We start from the raw sequence: 18,060 nt of genomic DNA, 5'->3' as shown, positions 1-18,060 counted from the left end.
TTTATTTACAGTAACAAAAAAGCTCCCGAGAACGAGTCTCATTTGGGAGCTTTAGACTCATCATTGATGACAAGCCGTACACGCTTGGGATCATTGATCCGTACGCTATATACGATTGTGCGAATTGCAGAAGCAACGTGCCCCCGCTTGCCAATTACACGACCCACATCGTCACCGGCAACCGTTAAGTGATACTCGTAAAACCGATCAGTTTCAACGCGTTCAATCTCAATCGCTTCAGGGTGTTCAACGAGGGGCGTTACAATCGTGGTAATTAATTTTTTAAAGTCAGTCATGACTGATCACTACTTTTTTGAAAACTTGGCTTCGTGATACTTCTTCATGATACCTGCTTGGGAAAGCAAGGTCCGAACAGTATCTGAAGGTTGGGCACCGTTGTTTAACCAGTTCATGATACTCTCTTCTTCAAGTTCAACTTGAGCTGGTTCAACAAGTGGGTTATAAGTCCCAACTTTTTCGATGAAACGACCATCACGAGGACTCCGTGAGTCCGCAACAACGATACGGTAGAATGGACGCTTCTTAGAACCCATCCGCTTTAAACGAATCTTTACTGACATGCATGACACCTCCTGTTAATTCTTTCAACGATAAATAATATACCAGTTATCTAGTAGGTTGTAAAGGTTTTTTTCTTTACACCTGAAAACAATGTGGCCGTAAGCACGAATAACCTTTTCAAAACAATGCGTAACAAGTAAATTCACTTAAACCCACGAAGTAAAAAATCTCGACTACCGGGAGCTAAATCGTCTTGGTGCTGATTCACAAACGACATGACGCTGGCATAATCTCTCGTATCAGTAAACTGAGTCTCGGATTGACAATTTTGCAAGGCAAGAGCAAATTGCAGATCTTCTATGGTCATTAATTGTCTTGCTAAGGGATTTTGATCATCGATGTTCTGCCAGTCATTTTGCAAAATCGATTGCGCTCGTTTGAAGGGCATATTTTGTTGAATAACGGCACGTAATTGCTGAGCTGTCAGCATAAGCTACTTCCTTTCACGAATGACGGTTAATCTACCAACTGGTTTTTTCACTGAAAGATCCGCCTTAGTGGTGGTCAGCCCCCAAATGATATTGGTTAATCCATGGGTGTTGACGACTCCTTCACCATGACCATCAGTTAAAATCAATACCAAGGCACTCCCATCGGTCGCTCCCCGCTTGATCAGCCAATCAAAAATCGACTGATAAGCCGTGCCACCGCCAGCAACCCGTTGAAATAAAATCCGGCTGCTGTGGGAAATCGCCTGCAAATGTTCGTCATGGACTGACGCATCAAAGGGAATTACCGTTATTTTATCACGATATCGTTTTAATAACTGAACAATCTGAGCCAGGATGTTTTGAACCTCGGCATCTGTCATGGATCCTGATTGATCGACAAACAGGTAAAGCTGACGGGTTGCTGTCCGAGTTACTCCGGGTAATTCCAGTCGGTAGGGCTGGCGTCGATTAAATCGATTGAATGCAGGCTCCTGTCGCTTTTGAGGGCCGTTTAAGCCGACCATGACCAATGACCGCCAGTCCAATGTCAACGTCGCTGGACGCCGGTTTAAGCGGTGCTGAAGTTTACTTGGTAACAATCCTCGCTGTTTGGTAGGGGTTTCCTGCCAGGATTTCGCAACCATTTGATTCAATTGGAGTGCTGAATCGTTATTTAACCGTTGCCAGCCAAGGTGAGTTTCTGGTGATTGTCCTAAAATTTGTTTGATTTGTCGCGCCTTTGTTCCGCTTTGATCTTGACGAATAGCATCCTTTAATTGTGCTAAATATTCCGATGAGCCAAGATTTGCTGCTAAGTGTAGGTCGAGTTTGAAATTAACGCGCTGTCGGGTAATTGCTCCCGGATACAATGACATCAAATGATCGTTGACGGCCATATCCGTTGCGAGTTGCACCAACGGATCAGCACCCTGTTTTGCATAACGCATTGGATGTTGCCAAGCTAAGTGACTCACGACATGCTGAATTAAGCTCAACAGATCCTGGTCAGAACGAATGATCTCACTTAAGCACACTGGGTTGATCAGCAAGACCGGCTGTTTAGCTGTCGTTAGTGAAATAGCCGAAGCAAGTCCCGTATCAGCTCGCTTATCCAATCGCAGCAACAATTCGCCATAAAAACGTTGACTGTTGAGCATTTGGCTGGTCACTGCTTGAAATAGTGCTCGGGTTTGCCGCTGCAGCTCTTGTGAATTTTGCTCGTGAGCTAATGCATGCAATCGCGTGTAAAACATGTCTCAAACCCTCTCTCAGTCAAGGTTGTTTTTTAGCCCGATGGCAGTTAATTGATCATATAGCTGCTTAACCAGTGGGTGTTCTTGAGCGGCCTGGTACAACCGTTCTAACAGCTCAGGAACCTCCGCCAATTTCAGTGCGACGGCGAATTGGGCATCCACCGGCATCAAGTTTAATAATGCGGTGAAATGACTAGCGTGTGAGTCGTCCGTTAACGGATACTGGGCAACTTGTTGAATCAGGCTGTTCATGATTGATTGTTGTTGGTCGATTCCGGACTCGGTAAAAATTTGAGCAACGGCTGGACTTAATGAATTACCGGCATAAATTTCCGGTGCACTGAGCCCAACGTTTTGCTGTCTAATGAACCGCTCGAAGCTCTGTCCAACCGTCACTCCTAAATCGCCCTGTAAAATATCCAGTCGGATTCGTTGCTGATCCTCTGTTGGCAAGTCACTTAGTGTTTGTAAATTCCGCGAGACCCGCTGCCATGCTCGCGGAGTAGGATATAAATCAGTATCATGGTCTACCGGCGCTAATTCCTGCGGGTTTTCTTCAATAAACCGGCAAACGCTCTTAACAATCTGCCCGTTGGATTTTGCCCATTCAAGCCAATCCGAAGCAGCTGCCCGCATCACCAGCCGCACTGTTCGGTCATTGATGGCGGCATCACCCACCGTCACGCCATAGTCACTGGTTTCAAAGCCAGCCATGGTGGCGTCAGGGTTTTCAGCGATTATCATATGAACTGAATCTGGCAAGCGTAAATTATTAATTTGGCGCTGTAAAACAAGGTTCATCAGCTCGCTTTGAACTGCTTGCGTTCCCCGGTTGAATTCATCAAGGAACCAAATAATGGGTTGATTGGGGTGCGCTTCAGCCCATTGAATGATTTCTATCAGCGTATGCGTGTAGCCATATTTCACGTCCGCCAACTCACCGTACTGTGAAGTTTTGACAAAGGCACTATCGGTCATTGGTGGAACAGGAATTGCGAGATCCCCCTTTTCAGAAAGACTAACAACCGTGGTATAAAGTTTCGCGTCCATCTGGTCAGCAACTGTTTGAACCAATGCTGACTTTCCGATTCCAGCTTCACCGACAATTGCGGGCACATTACCAGCTTCAATCACAACCGGAATTGCTTTCAATAACTCTTGAAATGATAACATTTATCAGCCTTCTTCCCATTTTCAAAAAAGAGCCCAGGGTTTTCACCCCCGACTCAATGACCCACTACTTATTTTCGTCGCCGCTTCAAGTTGTTACGGCGTTTCTTGTTTTTCTTCATCCGCCGGGACATGGACTTCATTGCCATTTGCCCCATTTTACCACCAAGAGCATTACCCATACCAGCGTTGTTCATCATGCCCTCCATGCCGGAGAAGTTGCCTTTTGAAACTTGGTTCATCATTTTCTTCATTTGATTGAATTGTTTGATCATCCGGTTAACTTCTTGAATCGGTCGACCAGAACCAGCCGCGATTCGACGCCGACGAGATGGGTTCAAAACATCGGGTTCAGTCCGTTCTTGCTCAGTCATAGAATAAATGACAGCCTTGATATGGTCCATATCTTTTGGATCCATCTGAGCGTTTGCCAGTGCCGGATTATTAGCCATCCCTGGAATCATCTTCATGATTTGATCCATCGGGCCCATCTTTTGAATCTGCTGCATTTGATCCAAGAAATCGTTGAAGTCAAATGAATTTTCCCGCATTTTCTCGGTTAATTCTTGCGCCTGTTTCTCGTCATACTCTTTCTGGGTTTTCTCAATCAGAGATAACATATCCCCCATACCCAGAATCCGTGAAGCCATTCGATCAGGATGGAAGACGTCCAAATCAGACATCTTTTCACCTTCACCAACGAACTTGATGGGTTTACCAGTAACGGCACGTATAGACAGTGCAGCCCCGCCACGCGTGTCACCATCCAATTTGGTGAGGATAACACCGGTAACGTCGAGTTTATCGTTGAACCCTTGTGCGGTAGCCACTGCGTTTTGACCAGTCATGGCATCCACGACCAGCATGATTTCAGTCGGATTAGCCAACTCTTTGATTCGCGCCAGTTCATCCATGAGTTGTTCATCGATCTGCAATCGACCAGCAGTATCAATAAAAACGTAATCATTGTGATCGGCTTCGGCTTTAGCCAAACCTTGGCGCACGATTTCTACGGGATCAGTATCAGTCCCCATTTCAAACACGGGAACGTCAATCTGCTTACCGACCGTCACCAATTGATCGATGGCAGCAGGCCGATAAACGTCGGCTGCAATCATCAATGGCCGGGCATTTTCCTCAGTTTTAAGGCGGTTTGCCAGTTTCCCAACAGTGGTGGTTTTACCAGCACCTTGAAGCCCTGCCATCATGATAATGGTTGGAATTTTCGGTGATTTATTCAGGGGCACTTCGGTCTCACCCATGGTCTTAGTTAATTCTTCATCAACAATTTTAACGATTTGCTGAGCGGGATTTAACCCTTCCAGCACTTTGGCGCCGACAGCGCGTTCACGGACGGTTTTAACGAAATCCTTAACAACGTCAAAGTTGACGTCAGCCTCCAGTAATGCGAGCCGAATCTCTCGCATGGTATCCCGGAGATCAGATTCGGAGATTTTTCCCTTACCACGAAGCTTCTTCATGGCGTTTTGTAAACGCTCTGTTAATCCTTCAAATGCCATTTATTATGCACCCAACTTTCATTCTTCTTCAGCTGATTCTAATTGATGAACCAGCTGGTTAAGTTTTTGATCATCTGGATATTGTTTAGCAACGTAGCTCTGAATGTCATCCGCTAATTGATTTCGCTTGGTGAATTCCGATAAAAGAGACAACTTTTTTTCATAGGTTTCAAGGATTTTTTCAGTCCGACGAATATTATCATAAACCGCCTGCCGACTCACATGATACTCCTCAGCGATTTCACCTAATGAATAGTCGTCACCGTAATAGAGTTGCATGTAGTCATTTTGTTTGTTGGTCAAAAGCGGTTGATAAAAGGCAAACAGCGAATTGATCCGATTATTTTTTTCGATTTCCACGTTGATGCCTCCAGTTGCGTCCACAATTCATTAACCCAGCTCATTCATTATACCAAATCCTCACAATAGCGATAGGGTTTCGTGTAAAAAATCAGAAACTGACTGAGGCTAAAGTTGATATTGGCATTAGCTCAGTACTTGAATGTCGGCTTTACCTGTCTGACAATCCAGAGTTCTCAGGCAACACCACAAACAACGCCATCCCGACGAAGCACTTTCGGAATGACGCTGTTGGTGTTATATGACCAGGAGCTACCGAGTGACGTCACATCTTTGCTTTGCCGTTATTTAACGTCAATTAAACCTTTGAACAGTCCATAGACAAATTCACTAGGTTCAAACGGTCGTAAATCGTCAACTTGCTCACCAAGACCGACATATTTAACCGCCAAATGAAGTTCGTTTCTAATAGCCAAGACGATACCACCACGTGCTGTTCCATCAAGTTTTGTCAGCACGATGCCGGAAACATCAGTAGCCTCCTTAAACATCTTGGCTTGGTTTAAAGCATTTTGACCGGTAGTGGCATCCAGTACCAAAAGGACTTCTTGAGGGGCATCAGGGATTTCACGGGTAATAATCCGTTTCATTTTCGCTAATTCATTCATCAAATTGGTTTTGTTTTGTAATCGACCCGCGGTATCAACGAATAAAATATCGTAATTTTCCGATTTTGCTTTTTTCAGCGCGTCAAAAACCACCGCAGATGGATCGCTTTGTTCCGGTTTTTTGACGATGTCCACACCATCTCGTTGTGCCCAAACATTTAATTGTTCAATCGCACCAGCACGGAACGTATCAGCAGCGGCTAACAGCACCTTTTTGCCTTGTTGCTTAAACAGGTTAGCCATCTTCCCAATCGTGGTGGTTTTCCCAACACCATTAACCCCAACAAAGAGGATCACTGTTGGACCCTCTTTGGCAAAGGTCAAACCATTATGCTCGTCAGTGCCCGCTTGGTCATAAAGTTCTATCAGTTTTTCAACCACAACGTTTTGAACGTCCGTTGATTTTTTGACGTTTTTGAGCTTAACCTCTTCGCGCAATTCGTCACTGATCTTCATGGCCATATCAAAACCAACATCCGCACCGATTAAGGTTTCTTCCAAATCATCAAAGAAACTCTCATCAACTGATCGAAAATTGGCTAATAGGTGGTTTAACCGTTGACCAAACGTCAAGCGAGATTTTTCAAGCCCTTTATCATACCGCTCCGCTTCAGTGGGTTCAGTCTGGTCAGCTTTAGCGGAGTCATCTTCTGGTTTTGGTTCAGAGACAGGTTGATTTGTTTCTTCGACCACAGATTCAGAATCAGGCTGTGGCTGTTCAGTCACAGCTGCGGTTTCCATAGATGCGTTAGTGGATTCGTCAGAGTTCGTTGGCTGTGCGACAACGGTTTCATTGGCTTCTGCCGAGATTGAACTTTGCGTATCAACTGATTCAGTCGCTACGGCTTCGCTTGTAACTTGATCAATGGCTTCAGAAGAAGTCACTGCAGCCGAATCGTTCACCTCAGATTGGGCTTCCACATTTGTAGACGACGCTTCAGTGAGCTGTGCATCAGACACGTCTGAATCGTCAGCTGAGTCACTGATTTGACTAGTTTTAGCATCGGCCTTTTCCTCAGTTGCCTTTTCCGATTCGTCTTGTTTGGCACGGCGTTTGAAAAAATCAAATAATCCCACAAAATCACGTCCTTCATTTATTATCTTTGAGTTGGTACTTTATCGAGATCGACTGAAACCAATTTTGACACACCAGATTCCTGCATGGTAATCCCATAAAGCCGGTCAGCTTGAACCATGGTTTCTTTCCGGTGGGTGATCACAATAAACTGAGTATCATCATCAAAATGGTTTAAATAGCTGGCAAAACGGCCAGTATTCGCTGGATCTAAAGCTGCTTCGGCTTCGTCTAACACACAAAACGGTGCCGGTTGAACCCGCAAGACGGCAAATAGTAAAGTAATTGCAGTTAAAGCCCGTTCACCACCTGACAATAATCGCATACTCTGCAACCGTTTTCCAGGTGGTTCTGCCATGATTTCGATTCCCGTAGTGAGCAAATGTTCTGGATCGGTCAAGACTAATTTAGCTTGACCGCCACCAAACATTTTAGTGAAAGTCTCCTGAAATTGCTCATTCAGTAACTTAAACGTGGTATCAAAGCGCCCAATAACCTGCTGATCCATTTCGTTCATAGTGTCCAAGAGATTATTCTTAGACGCACTGAGATCTTCTCTTTGCTGCGTCAGGAAGTCATACCGTGATTTTACTCGGTCATACTCATCAATACTTGAAACGTTGACTTCACCTAAATCATCCAGGCCACGTTTCAGCAATTTCAGCTTTTCGCGGATCTGGTCGAGAGGTAGGTCAACTTGGTGTTGTTTCGCAAACGCAAAACTAGCGTGGTAGGTTTCAGCAAGCGTATTTTGGCGTTGATCGAGTTGCGAGCTGAGCCTTGAACATGCGATATCAAGCTTTTGCGCGGCTAGTTGCTCGTTGTTAAGTGTTTCGGTTGCGAGTTGATTTGACCGTTCTAGCGTCGCCTGCTTGTCGTTAGCTGTGCCCAAATCTTGATTAAGCTGTTTTAACAGTTCCTTTAATTGGAATTCCTTTTCAGCGAGCTGTTTTAAAGTTGCTTCATGATCATGAGTCGACGCGCCCATTTCAGATTTTTCCGCAGTTAAAGCATCGATTCGATTTTGAAGCGCTTCAATTTCATGCGCAACTGTTGACACATGCGCAACTTGTTCTGCAGCTTCTTTTTCCAGTTGTTTTTCTTGAACCGACTTGGTGGTGACTACTGCTCGTTGATCCTGATACTCCGCGCTGATTTGCTGAACTGATTGACTGCGTTGAGCTTGTTGCGTCTTAAGCGTTGCAATCTGGTCCTTAAGGGTAGCCAGTTTTTGCTCTGCTTGCGCGGTTTCTTCTTGGTTGCGCTTCAGCTGAGTAGCAAAATCCTCGCCTTCTTGGTTGAGCCCCCACTGCGCTTGATGTACCGCAATTTGTTTCTTTACTGAACTCACCCGATCAGACAATAATTTGACTTGGTTTTCAGCTTGCTGACGAGTCACATTCAAGGCATTCAGCTGATCTTGGTAATCAGATTGATTATCGGATTCCTGTACATGCTTGAGACGCTGTAACTCGGTTTGCTTAGCGGCAAGTTGCGCTGCCATTTGATTAACATTCAACTGTAAGTTAGTCAGTTCTTGTTTTTGACTTAAAATACCGTGACGTTCTCGCTTATCTTTTCCACCAGACATTGCGCCACTAGTAGAAATCACTTCTCCGGCCAACGTGATAATGCGATAGCGATGCTGAATCAGGTTAGCCAATGCAACCGCATCGTTCAAATCAGCTGCAAAAATTAAGTTGCCTAATAAGTGGTCAACGACTGGTTGCAACCGCTCATCATACACGTGGATTAAATCGGCCGCAACTCCTAGAAAACCTGGTGCCTGCCGACACTTCACTAAAATGTTTTCAGCAACATGACTGGTTCTAATTTTAGTCAATGGCAGAAATGTACTACGTCCCAATTGATTTTGCGTCAAATAGCGAATCGCCGCTTTACCGGCACTTTCATCACTGACCACAACGTGTTGCTGCTGAGCGCCGATTGCCGCTTCGACAGCTTTAGTGTACTTCTCGGGAACCTGTAAAATCTCTGCGACCGGACCAATAATACCTGATAGCTGATCCTTAGCTTTCAATACGGCCTTCGTCCCTTGATAAAACCCAGCATAATTTTGAGCAAGCTCTTGAAGGCTCTTTAATCTCGCTTTTGCCTGCTGACTGACTTCTAAAGCCGATAGCCACTGATTATTCAACTGTGCAATCTGCTGTTGTCGCTGTTCATGTGCAGCGGCCAATTTTTGACACTTCTCTTGCAGCTCATCATATTGTTGCTGCTGTGATTGCAACTTTTGATTGGCGACTTCTAACTGTTTTTGCTGTTCTTTGAGATCTGTTTGCAAGCTGTGTAATCGCTGATCAGCTTGCTGACTTTCAGAAGTTGCCCGTTGCTGATTCTTCTCCAGGTATTGCTTTTGGTTATGCAGAGTCGTGATAGCTTGCAATTGGTCAATGTAGTTGTTCTGCAATTGATCTTCTTCATCCGCCAGTTTTGCTTCGTCCAAATCCGCCAGCTGTAATTTCAACTGCTTTGCCTTGGCACGATCTTGTTTCAAAGCGGCTTTTAGTTCCGTTAATTGACTCTGAGTGGTCGTTAATGTCGCCTGTGCTTGTTTTAAATTCTCCTGCGATGCCTTTATGCGATTAGATAGCTCGCCCAAGGTCTCCTGTTGGTGCTTTTGACGTTCAGAATCCAGTGCTCGTGCACCAACCACCTGTTGTTTACGCGAGGTCACATCAAGTAACTGCTGATTGGTATCATCTTTTTTACTGGATAACTGGTTGGTTGTGTCACGGGCTTCATCTAACTGAGCAGCATTGTTTGCCAATTGTTGTTTGGTGTCGGCAACCCGGGATTGTTTTTCTTTAAGTTGTGCCTGCTGGGTTTTTAAATCGGATTGCAGTGACTCAATCTCGAGGACGATTCGACTTTGGTCAAGGGTATCGAACTGTTTCTTTTGAGCCACGTATTCCTTAGCCAAACTGCTTTGCTGGGCCAGAGGTTCGATTTGACTACTCAGTTCCGTCATCAAATCATTTACACGGTCAAGATAGCCAGCGGTTTGGTCTAACTCCCGCTTAGCTTTCTCTTTCCCAAGGCGATATTTCGAAACACCGATGAGTTCTTCAACAATGAATCGACGGTCTTCAGGTTTACTATTGAAAATCGATTCGACCCGACCTTGCGAGATCATAGAAAAAGCATTATCACCAATTCCAGAATCCATGAAAAGATTCAAAATATCTTTTAGCCGACAGTCCTGCCCATTAAGCTGATAATTACTTTCACCATTTCGAAAGAGCTTTCTGGTGACGTTGATCTCGGTATATTCCGTTTTAAGGTAGTGATCAGAATTGTCCAAGATCATGGTCACTCGAGCTCGATTCAACGGTTTTCGTTTGGTAGAGCCATTAAAAATGACATCCGGCATTCGGCTACCACGCAGATTTTTGGCAGACTGTTCCCCTAGAACCCACCGAATCGCTTCACTGATATTGCTTTTGCCACTCCCATTGGGGCCAACAATACCAGTGACACCGTCTTCAAATTCGATTTTGGTATCGTCCGCAAACGACTTGAAACCACTAATTTCTAGCGATTTTAGTTTCATAATTGCTCCCCACTTACTTTCAAATTAGGCCTGCTCTGGTTCAAGCTTGAGTAACGCCTGTTTTGCGGCCCCTTGTTCCGCGTTTTTCTTCGAATGGCCAACGCCCACGCCGAGTTCCTTACCATCAATTTTGACCGCAACTTTAAACGCGCGGTCGTTGTCGGGACCATTTTCGTCTAACAGTTCGTAATCGATTGAGACGGGACCGTTCTTCTGGGCAACTTCCTGCAGTTCGGTCTTGTGATCAAAGAATTCATCGAATCGACCCTCATCAAGTTTTGGAAAAATAACCTGAGCAGCAAACGCACGGACTGGTTCCACTCCTTGATCAAGGTATAAAGCGCCAATGAATGATTCAAAAATATCACAGAGTAATGAGTCACGTTCTCGAGCATGCGCTTTCTCCTCACCCTTACCAAGCCTAATGTACTGGTCAAAATGGCACTCACGGGCAAAACTAGCAAAACTTTCTTCGTTTACCATGGCAGCCCGAAGCCGGGTCAACCGGCCTTGAGGCATTTTGGTATAACGCTTATAAATATAATCTGAAACAACCAGTTGCATGACCGCATCACCTAAAAATTCAATTCGTTCATAAAACTTCAAATTTTCGTTGGGATGCTCGTTTACGTAGGAAGCCTGTGTAAACGCCTCGTCTAGTAAACCCTTATTTTTAATGACTATATTAAAATTCTGTTTGAGTAAATCGTCTAATCCCTTTATCAAGATCAATAACGCTCCTTTTTCATTATAACGATACAAGGAAAAAGGCTGTGATAAAACAAATCGTTTCACCGCAACCTTTCCGTCTATTCTTTGACAATGCGATTACTTGTCGCCATTAGCGGCAATGTAGTCCACTGCTTCTCCCACAGTGTTCAACTTTTCAGCTGCATCATCTGAGATTTCCGCACCAAATGTATCTTCAAGTTCCAGAATAAATTCTACAAAATCAATGGAGTCAGCATCAAGGTCAGTTTTAAAGTTCAAGTCCATCGTGATTGCATCACGTTTAACTTCAAAGCGATCCGCGATGATGTCAGCAATCTTATTAAAAATTTCGTCTTTTGACATAATTTACCTCACCCTATTTAGTTCATCAATCAGTTTAGCACAAACTGTTTGGAAACGGTAGAACTACCTGTCTACTTCTGCATCTCAGCCTTAGCAGCCGCCATTTCCTCACTGTGATCATTGAAGTAGCTGACGACGTTGTCCACCGAATGGTTTTCCAGCATCGTTTTGATCTGGCCAATGGTATTAGCAATGGTCGTGGCTTTTGCAGAACCGTGCGTTTTAATCACTGGCGCCTTAACACCTAGTAACACAGCGCCACCGTACTTAGAATAATCCATTTGATTCTGGATTTCTTTGAAGGTTGATTTGAGCATGAGGGCGCCAAGCTTACTGGAAACACCGCCATTCATAATACTGTGCTTGATTAATTTCAGCATCGACAACGCGGTACCTTCCGTATTTTTAAGAACAGCGTTACCAGTGAATCCATCAGTAACCACAACATCCGCCGCACCGTTTAACAGTTCGCGGGATTCTACGTTACCAATAAAGTTCAAGTCTTTGGCACCAGCTAAGTATTCATGCACCGCTTTGTGGACCAGGTCACCCTTATCCGCTTCAGTACCGTTATTCAACAACCCAATTCGTGGGTTTTTAACACCCATCACTGTTTGTGCGTAGTATTTTCCTAAGATTGCGTATTGGTATAAATTAAACGGCTTCGAATCGGCGTTGGCACCCACATCCAACATCAAAAATTGATTTTGATCTGGCTTATTTAACACTGGTAACGTCGTCGTCAATCCAGGGCGATCGATTCCCTTGATCCGGCCAATAATCAATAACCCCGCTGCCAGAAGCGCACCAGAATTTCCAGCAGAGAAAAAGGCATCATCTTTGCCATCACGAACGGCTTGAGCGGCCAACACAATGCTGGACTGCTTTTTTCGACGTAAAGCACGAACGGGTTCATCTTCCATAGTGATAACTTCATCTGCTTGAATTAAACTGATGTGTTCCTCATTATTCAAAAACGGCTTCACTTTATCAGTCTGGCCGTACAAATCAAATTCAATTTCCGGATAGCGGTCACGGGCTAATTCAATTCCTGCAACAACCTCTTTAGGGGCGTAATCTCCACCCATGGCATCAACTGCGATTCTCAATTTTTTCATCCTCTCTTAATCAAACATATAGGCATGTTCTTCAGCTTGCTTTAGGTAACTGACTAAGGCCGCATTTTCCGGCTGTTGCTGCCACTCAGGCATGCTAGTCAATTTCTTAGCTTCGTCTTGGGCAACGCTCAACATAGTGAGGTCAGCAACTGGGTCACCCACTTTAAAGTCGGGTAAGCCAGATTGTTTCTTTCCCAGCACATCACCTGAGCCGCGTAACTCCAAATCCTTTTGCGAGACCACGAAACCATCATTAGTTTCAGTCATTACGCGCATCCGGTCAACCCCGTTTTTATTCTTAGGATCAGCCACTAGAATACAGTATGATTGCTGGTCAGACCGGCCAACTCGGCCACGTAATTGATGCAGTTGAGCGAGGCCAAAATGATCAGCGTCATAAATCAGCATGACGGTTGCATTCTTGACATCCACACCAACTTCAATGACGGTAGTTGCGACTAACACTTGATAGCGATTATTTTTGAAGGCCTGCATCACATCGTCTTTTTCATCGTTTTTCATGCGACCATGCAGCAAACCAACTTGGTAATTGTGCGGTGAGAAATACGTTGAAAACCGTTCGTAAATTGCCTGGGCATTCTTCATATCCACTGCCTCAGATTCTTCAATCAAGGGCGTCACAACGTAAGCTTGGTGGCCAGCAGCCAATTCCCGCAAAACAAATTGAATAGCCGAATCAATCTGCGCATTTTTGATCCACCGGGTAGTGACTGGTTTACGACCAGCCGGCAATTCATCAATCACTGAAATATCCATCTCACCATAACTGGTAATTGCTAGGGTTCTTGGAATCGGAGTAGCGGTCATGGCTAAAACGTCCGGATTGTCACCTTTTTGCCGCAAAGCTTGCCTCTGGGCGACTCCAAACCGGTGCTGCTCGTCAATCACGATTAACCCCAAGCGATGATAATCAACACCATTTTGTATCAAGGCATGTGTTCCAATAATCAAGTTGATTTCACCCGAAGCAATTCTTGGCAGGATTTCTTTTCGTACTGCAGGTTTAGTTGAACCAGTAAGCAGCACAATATTGACCGGTAAGCCTTCAAATAAAGCTTGTAAGTTATTAGCATGTTGTTCTGCCAGAATTTCAGTAGGCGCCATCAGCGCGGCTTGATAGCCACCGGTAATGGCAGCGTACATACAAATGGCAGCTACAACCGTCTTACCACTGCCGACGTCACCTTGAAGCAGCCGGTTCATGTGAATTGGCCGTTTTAAGTCTGCACAAATTTCGTTGACCACTCGCTTTTGAGCACCAGTTAACTCGTATGGTAACTCATGAACAAATCGCTGCAGTCTATGATTATCATAATCAATCGAAATACCGACTTGACTTTCATCCCGTCGTTTCAGCATTTGCAATTGCATTTGGAAGCGGAAAAACTCTTCAAATTTAGCCGATCGTCTAGCTGCCTTAGCAGCCTTCAAATCCTTTGGAAAATGCATGTCATGAATCATCTGGTCCCGGTCAAGCAACCGGTAGTGTGCTTTGATCTCAGTCGGCACCAAATCAACGATTTCGGTATGATACTGGTCCCAGGCAGCAACCACTAGCTGCTGTATCGTTTTTTGCCGAATACCTGAGTTCGATGGATAAACCGAAGCCATCGGATCCGTCTTACCACTACTCAAAATTTTCATACCGTTAAGTTGTTTCCGATTGGCATCGAAACGACCGTATACCATGATTGGCGATTCTACTTCAATATTATTTTTTAACCATGGCTGATTGAAAAATGTCACTGGAACAACGTCTTGGCCAATTAACAACCTGAAGTTTAACCGACTTTTCTTTCGGCCGAACTGGCTCACAGTTGGTGGCGCGGCCACAATTCCCTTTAAAGTAACCTGTTCCTGGTCACCAATTTCGTCCAGCGCTTTCACACGTAGATCTTCGTAACGGAACGGGTAGTAAGTCAGCAACGATTCGATCGTCGTAATTCCAAGGTCTGCCAACGCTTGCGCTCTTTTGGGGCCAACGCCAGGCAAACCCGTTACGGAATCTGTTAACGCCACGTGACTCCCTCCCAACTTGAAACTAATCAACAAAGTGGCGGTTCAATTGCGCCGCCACCTTTAATCGACAACTGAGTTAAAATTTAATCCAAGCAGAAATAGTAGTTGAACATTCAATCTCAACTCGCATCTCTATTTATAACGTCATACATTATAATCGAAATAAATTGAAAAGACCAGTTGCAAAATTAGCGGTACACCTTAGTACGGCTGTTAATCACCACTAATCTAATTCTAGGGCAGCATCAGCTGTGTGCCAATCCTTGACCCATTTTGTAAAATCATCGCTGTTTAAATCCCCATCAAGCAGCCACTCAATTTCGTATAGCTTTTTTTGATCACCGTTAAGCTGATAACCCTTACCGTTAAGTGTTTTAATAGTTTCGCTGACGCCCATCACCGTACTTTCAAAGATTTCGCCGGTCGCGGGTTCGGTAATAACGTATTGTATACCGTCTACTGTCACAATTTGTTGATCCATGATTGGATTCCCCTTTCAATTAATGCCTTAAGCCTAAACCACCTAATACAAAAAGCCTTCCGACCAGATTGGTCAGCAGGCTCAAAACAAATCTCACTAAACAACATCATTACTTTTAAACTTGTAAGGTGTTAAAGACACAAACAAACAGCAATTATTCGACTGAGATCACAAACGGATAGACGGGTTGGTCGCCTTCGTGAACTTCTACTTCCAGTTCATCATCCAGCTCTTCAACAGCAGTTTCAACATGCTCTGCCGTTTGCTGATCAGTGTCAGCACCATAAATGATCGTCACAATCTCGCTATCGTCATCAATCATTTTATTGACCATTTGGATAGCAGCTTCTTCGACATTATCAGTAACAATGGCAATCTTGCCGTCGATCAGGCCCATGAAGTTGCCCTTCTTGATATCAAAACCATCGATCTGCGTATCCCGAATAGCATGGGTCACTTCGCCACTCTTAACAGTGGTTAAGTTATCTTCCATGGCTTCTTGATTCTCTTCGAGGGTGTGATCAGGTTCGAAACCGAGTAAGGCAGTCATCCCTTGTGAAATTGTCTTACTGTGGACAATTACAGCCGGAATATCAACAACTTTAATCGCCTGTTCAGCAGCAAGGAAAATATTACCGTTATTTGGCACAATAATTGCCTGCTTAGCATGACTGTTATTGATCGCCTCGACGATATCTTGAGTGCTTGGATTCATGGTCTGACCACCAGCGATAACGGTGGTAGCACCTAGGCTCTCAAACAATGTCTGCATCCCTTTTCCTGCAGCAATCGTAATGATAGCTGTTTCAGGTGCTTCGGCTGGTGCCTCTGCAGTGGCAACTGGTACTTGCTTTTCAGCAGTTTCGTCGTCTTTTTCGATGATGGTTTCCTGCTGCAAACGCATATTGTCGACTTTGACTTTAGCTAGATCACCAAATTCTTGACCCCAAGCCATAACCTTACCAGGGTGTTCAGTGTGAACGTGGACCTTCACGATTTCATCGTCATTGACCACTAATAGGGAATCGCCCAACTTAGCAAGGTAATTATAGAAGGTATCGTAGTCAAACTTCTGGTCGACCTGTTTGCCCCGGCCAATTCGGACCATAATCTCCGTGCAGTAACCATAGACAATGTCGTCAGGGTTCAATTTACCCTGCACACTGCGATGATGCTCTGCATCGACCATTTCATCCATCTCGGTTGGGTTAGGCTGATGTGCACCCTTTTGAGCCGTTTCACGGCCGTTTAAAACATCATCAAAAGCTTGGAACACAAAAGTTAAGCCCTGACCACCGGAATCAACCACACCGACCTGCTTCAAAACGGGCAATAAATCAGGCGTCGTTTGTAAGGCCGCATCCGCAGCTTTATAAGTGGCATCCATAACGGCAACGATATCATCCTCGCGAGCAGCCGTCTTACGAGCGGCCTTAGCAGCTTCCCGAACAACGGTTAAGACTGTTCCTTCAGTAGGTTTCATAACGGCCTTGTAAGCTGTCTGAGCACCAGCAGCGAAGGCGTCTGCTAAATCAGTAGCTGACAGCGTTTCTTTTTCAGCGACGTCCTTTGAAAATCCCCTAAAAATTTGCGATAAAATAACACCAGAGTTTCCCCGGGCACCCATTAACAGTCCTTTTGCGAGGGCCTGAGCTAATTCACCGACTTTGGTGCTACTCGATTCATTAACGTACTTTAAGCCGCTATCCAACGACAAACTCATGTTGGTCCCAGTATCACCATCGGGCACCGGAAACACGTTTAATGAATTGATGAATTCGGCATTTTGATCAAGGAATGCTGACGCAGCCTCAATCATCTTGATGAACTCATGATTCGTTATTTCTTTCGTTTGCAACAACTTTATCCTCCGCTTCTTACTCACTTAATACTTGAACGCCTTGAACTGTAATGTTAACAGCATTAGCGGTAATTCCAAGCATGGTTTCTAAATTGTACTTTACTTTCGATTGAACTGTTCTGGATACTTCAGAAATCTTTGTTCCGTAGCTAACGATGATGTACACATCAACAGCGACACCATTATCTTCCTGACGAACAACAACACCCTTGGCATAGTTATTCCGGTTCAAGATAACATTAACGTTATCTCGAAGTTGGTTCTTACTGGCCATTCCTACAACGCCATATGAATCGGTGGCAGCACCACCGACGACTGTAGCAATGACATCGTTATCGATATCAATCAAGCCATGTTTTGTTTTAATTTTAACGGCCATCTCAAGTAGCCTCCTTGCATACTAGTCTTCACGATAATTTATATTACCACAAATTGCGTATTACCGTTATCATAATTAATCGACTTTGTTGCTGTCAAGTAAAATTACTTGAAAGAAAACTATTGCATTCCGATTGGGTCTATGATAAATTATTTTAGTGAGCTAAAAAGCAACGTTTTTTAGATAAGTCTAAAAGGAGGTAGTTACCAATGGCAAAAGATTTCATTAACGGCAAGCGCACCCGTTTCGGTAACAAGCGCTCTCACGCCTTGAATTCATCAAAGCGTTCATGGAAGCCAAACTTGCAAAAGGTTCGGATCTTAGTGGATGGCAAGCCTAAGAAGGTTTGGATTTCTGCACGGACTTTGAAGTCAGGTAAAGTGACTCGAGTTTAGTTAAGAAAGTTTGGCACGATTGCCAAGCTTTTTTTGTGAATTTTTAAAATTATTCTTTCAACCAAAAGAACCACTGTTAGTGATTAACTTCGCTGACAGTGGTTTTTTTGTTGGCTTGAAATTAATGGTGACAGTGACC

General features: G+C 44.4%; 17 protein-coding genes. 1 reads left to right on the top strand and 16 read right to left on the bottom strand.

The window, feature by feature from the left end; all coding sequences use genetic code 11:
* Nucleotides 1-38: 38 nt before the first annotated feature.
* From HC026_RS02195 to HC026_RS02120, 16 genes are all read right to left on the bottom strand, one after another.
* Nucleotides 39-296: a KH domain-containing protein gene (locus HC026_RS02195; RefSeq protein ID WP_089109470.1), complete on the bottom strand. Its 258-nt coding sequence runs from the start codon at nucleotides 294-296 to the stop codon at nucleotides 39-41.
* A gap of 9 nt (nucleotides 297-305) precedes the next feature.
* Complete coding sequence (rpsP, locus tag HC026_RS02190) at nucleotides 306-581, bottom strand: 30S ribosomal protein S16 (RefSeq protein ID WP_054656367.1); 276 nt, start codon at nucleotides 579-581, stop codon at nucleotides 306-308.
* Between the two features lie 143 nt (nucleotides 582-724).
* A complete protein-coding gene (locus HC026_RS02185; protein ID WP_168924348.1) occupies nucleotides 725-1,012 on the bottom strand; it encodes a hypothetical protein in 288 nt (95 codons plus the stop codon).
* A gap of 3 nt (nucleotides 1,013-1,015) precedes the next feature.
* A complete protein-coding gene (locus HC026_RS02180; RefSeq protein ID WP_168924347.1) occupies nucleotides 1,016-2,266 on the bottom strand; it encodes a vWA domain-containing protein in 1,251 nt (416 codons plus the stop codon).
* 15 nt (nucleotides 2,267-2,281) lie between these two features.
* Nucleotides 2,282-3,439, bottom strand: a complete 1,158-nt coding sequence (locus tag HC026_RS02175; protein ID WP_168924346.1) for an ATP-binding protein — start codon at nucleotides 3,437-3,439, stop codon at nucleotides 2,282-2,284.
* Between the two features lie 68 nt (nucleotides 3,440-3,507).
* On the bottom strand, nucleotides 3,508-4,956 hold the full coding sequence (gene ffh, locus HC026_RS02170) for a signal recognition particle protein (protein WP_168924345.1): 1,449 nt from the start codon (nucleotides 4,954-4,956) through the stop codon (nucleotides 3,508-3,510).
* Between the two features lie 18 nt (nucleotides 4,957-4,974).
* On the bottom strand, nucleotides 4,975-5,316 hold the full coding sequence (locus HC026_RS02165) for a putative DNA-binding protein (protein WP_168924344.1): 342 nt from the start codon (nucleotides 5,314-5,316) through the stop codon (nucleotides 4,975-4,977).
* A 284-nt stretch (nucleotides 5,317-5,600) separates the two neighbouring features.
* Nucleotides 5,601-7,001, bottom strand: a complete 1,401-nt coding sequence (gene ftsY, locus HC026_RS02160; protein ID WP_168924343.1) for a signal recognition particle-docking protein FtsY — start codon at nucleotides 6,999-7,001, stop codon at nucleotides 5,601-5,603.
* A gap of 20 nt (nucleotides 7,002-7,021) precedes the next feature.
* Complete coding sequence (gene smc / locus HC026_RS02155; RefSeq protein ID WP_168924342.1) at nucleotides 7,022-10,573, bottom strand: chromosome segregation protein SMC; 3,552 nt, start codon at nucleotides 10,571-10,573, stop codon at nucleotides 7,022-7,024.
* A 24-nt stretch (nucleotides 10,574-10,597) separates the two neighbouring features.
* A complete protein-coding gene (gene rnc, locus HC026_RS02150) occupies nucleotides 10,598-11,299 on the bottom strand; it encodes a ribonuclease III (protein WP_168924341.1) in 702 nt (233 codons plus the stop codon).
* Between the two features lie 102 nt (nucleotides 11,300-11,401).
* Entirely contained in the window at nucleotides 11,402-11,647 is a 246-nt protein-coding gene (acpP, locus tag HC026_RS02145) for an acyl carrier protein (RefSeq protein ID WP_168924340.1), read from the bottom strand.
* Nucleotides 11,648-11,718: 71 nt separating this feature from the next.
* Nucleotides 11,719-12,756, bottom strand: coding sequence for a phosphate acyltransferase PlsX (gene plsX / locus HC026_RS02140; protein ID WP_168924339.1), 1,038 nt, complete (start codon nucleotides 12,754-12,756; stop codon nucleotides 11,719-11,721).
* Between the two features lie 15 nt (nucleotides 12,757-12,771).
* Entirely contained in the window at nucleotides 12,772-14,805 is a 2,034-nt protein-coding gene (gene recG / locus HC026_RS02135; RefSeq protein WP_168924338.1) for an ATP-dependent DNA helicase RecG, read from the bottom strand.
* Between the two features lie 223 nt (nucleotides 14,806-15,028).
* Entirely contained in the window at nucleotides 15,029-15,286 is a 258-nt protein-coding gene (locus HC026_RS02130; protein ID WP_168924337.1) for a hypothetical protein, read from the bottom strand.
* 154 nt (nucleotides 15,287-15,440) lie between these two features.
* A complete protein-coding gene (locus tag HC026_RS02125) occupies nucleotides 15,441-17,144 on the bottom strand; it encodes a DAK2 domain-containing protein (protein ID WP_168924336.1) in 1,704 nt (567 codons plus the stop codon).
* A gap of 19 nt (nucleotides 17,145-17,163) precedes the next feature.
* Nucleotides 17,164-17,526, bottom strand: coding sequence for an Asp23/Gls24 family envelope stress response protein (locus HC026_RS02120; RefSeq protein ID WP_168924335.1), 363 nt, complete (start codon nucleotides 17,524-17,526; stop codon nucleotides 17,164-17,166).
* A gap of 209 nt (nucleotides 17,527-17,735) precedes the next feature.
* Between HC026_RS02120 and rpmB the strand changes: the two genes are divergently transcribed.
* Nucleotides 17,736-17,921: a 50S ribosomal protein L28 gene (gene rpmB, locus HC026_RS02115; protein WP_089087725.1), complete on the top strand. Its 186-nt coding sequence runs from the start codon at nucleotides 17,736-17,738 to the stop codon at nucleotides 17,919-17,921.
* Nucleotides 17,922-18,060: the final 139 nt, after the last annotated feature.

The sequence above is a fragment of the Secundilactobacillus angelensis genome, assembly GCF_012641075.1.
Classification (GTDB): Bacteria; Bacillota; Bacilli; order Lactobacillales; family Lactobacillaceae; genus Secundilactobacillus; species Secundilactobacillus angelensis.
Note: the sequence above shows the minus strand (reverse complement) of the source record. Positions and strands in the feature narration are given on the sequence as shown.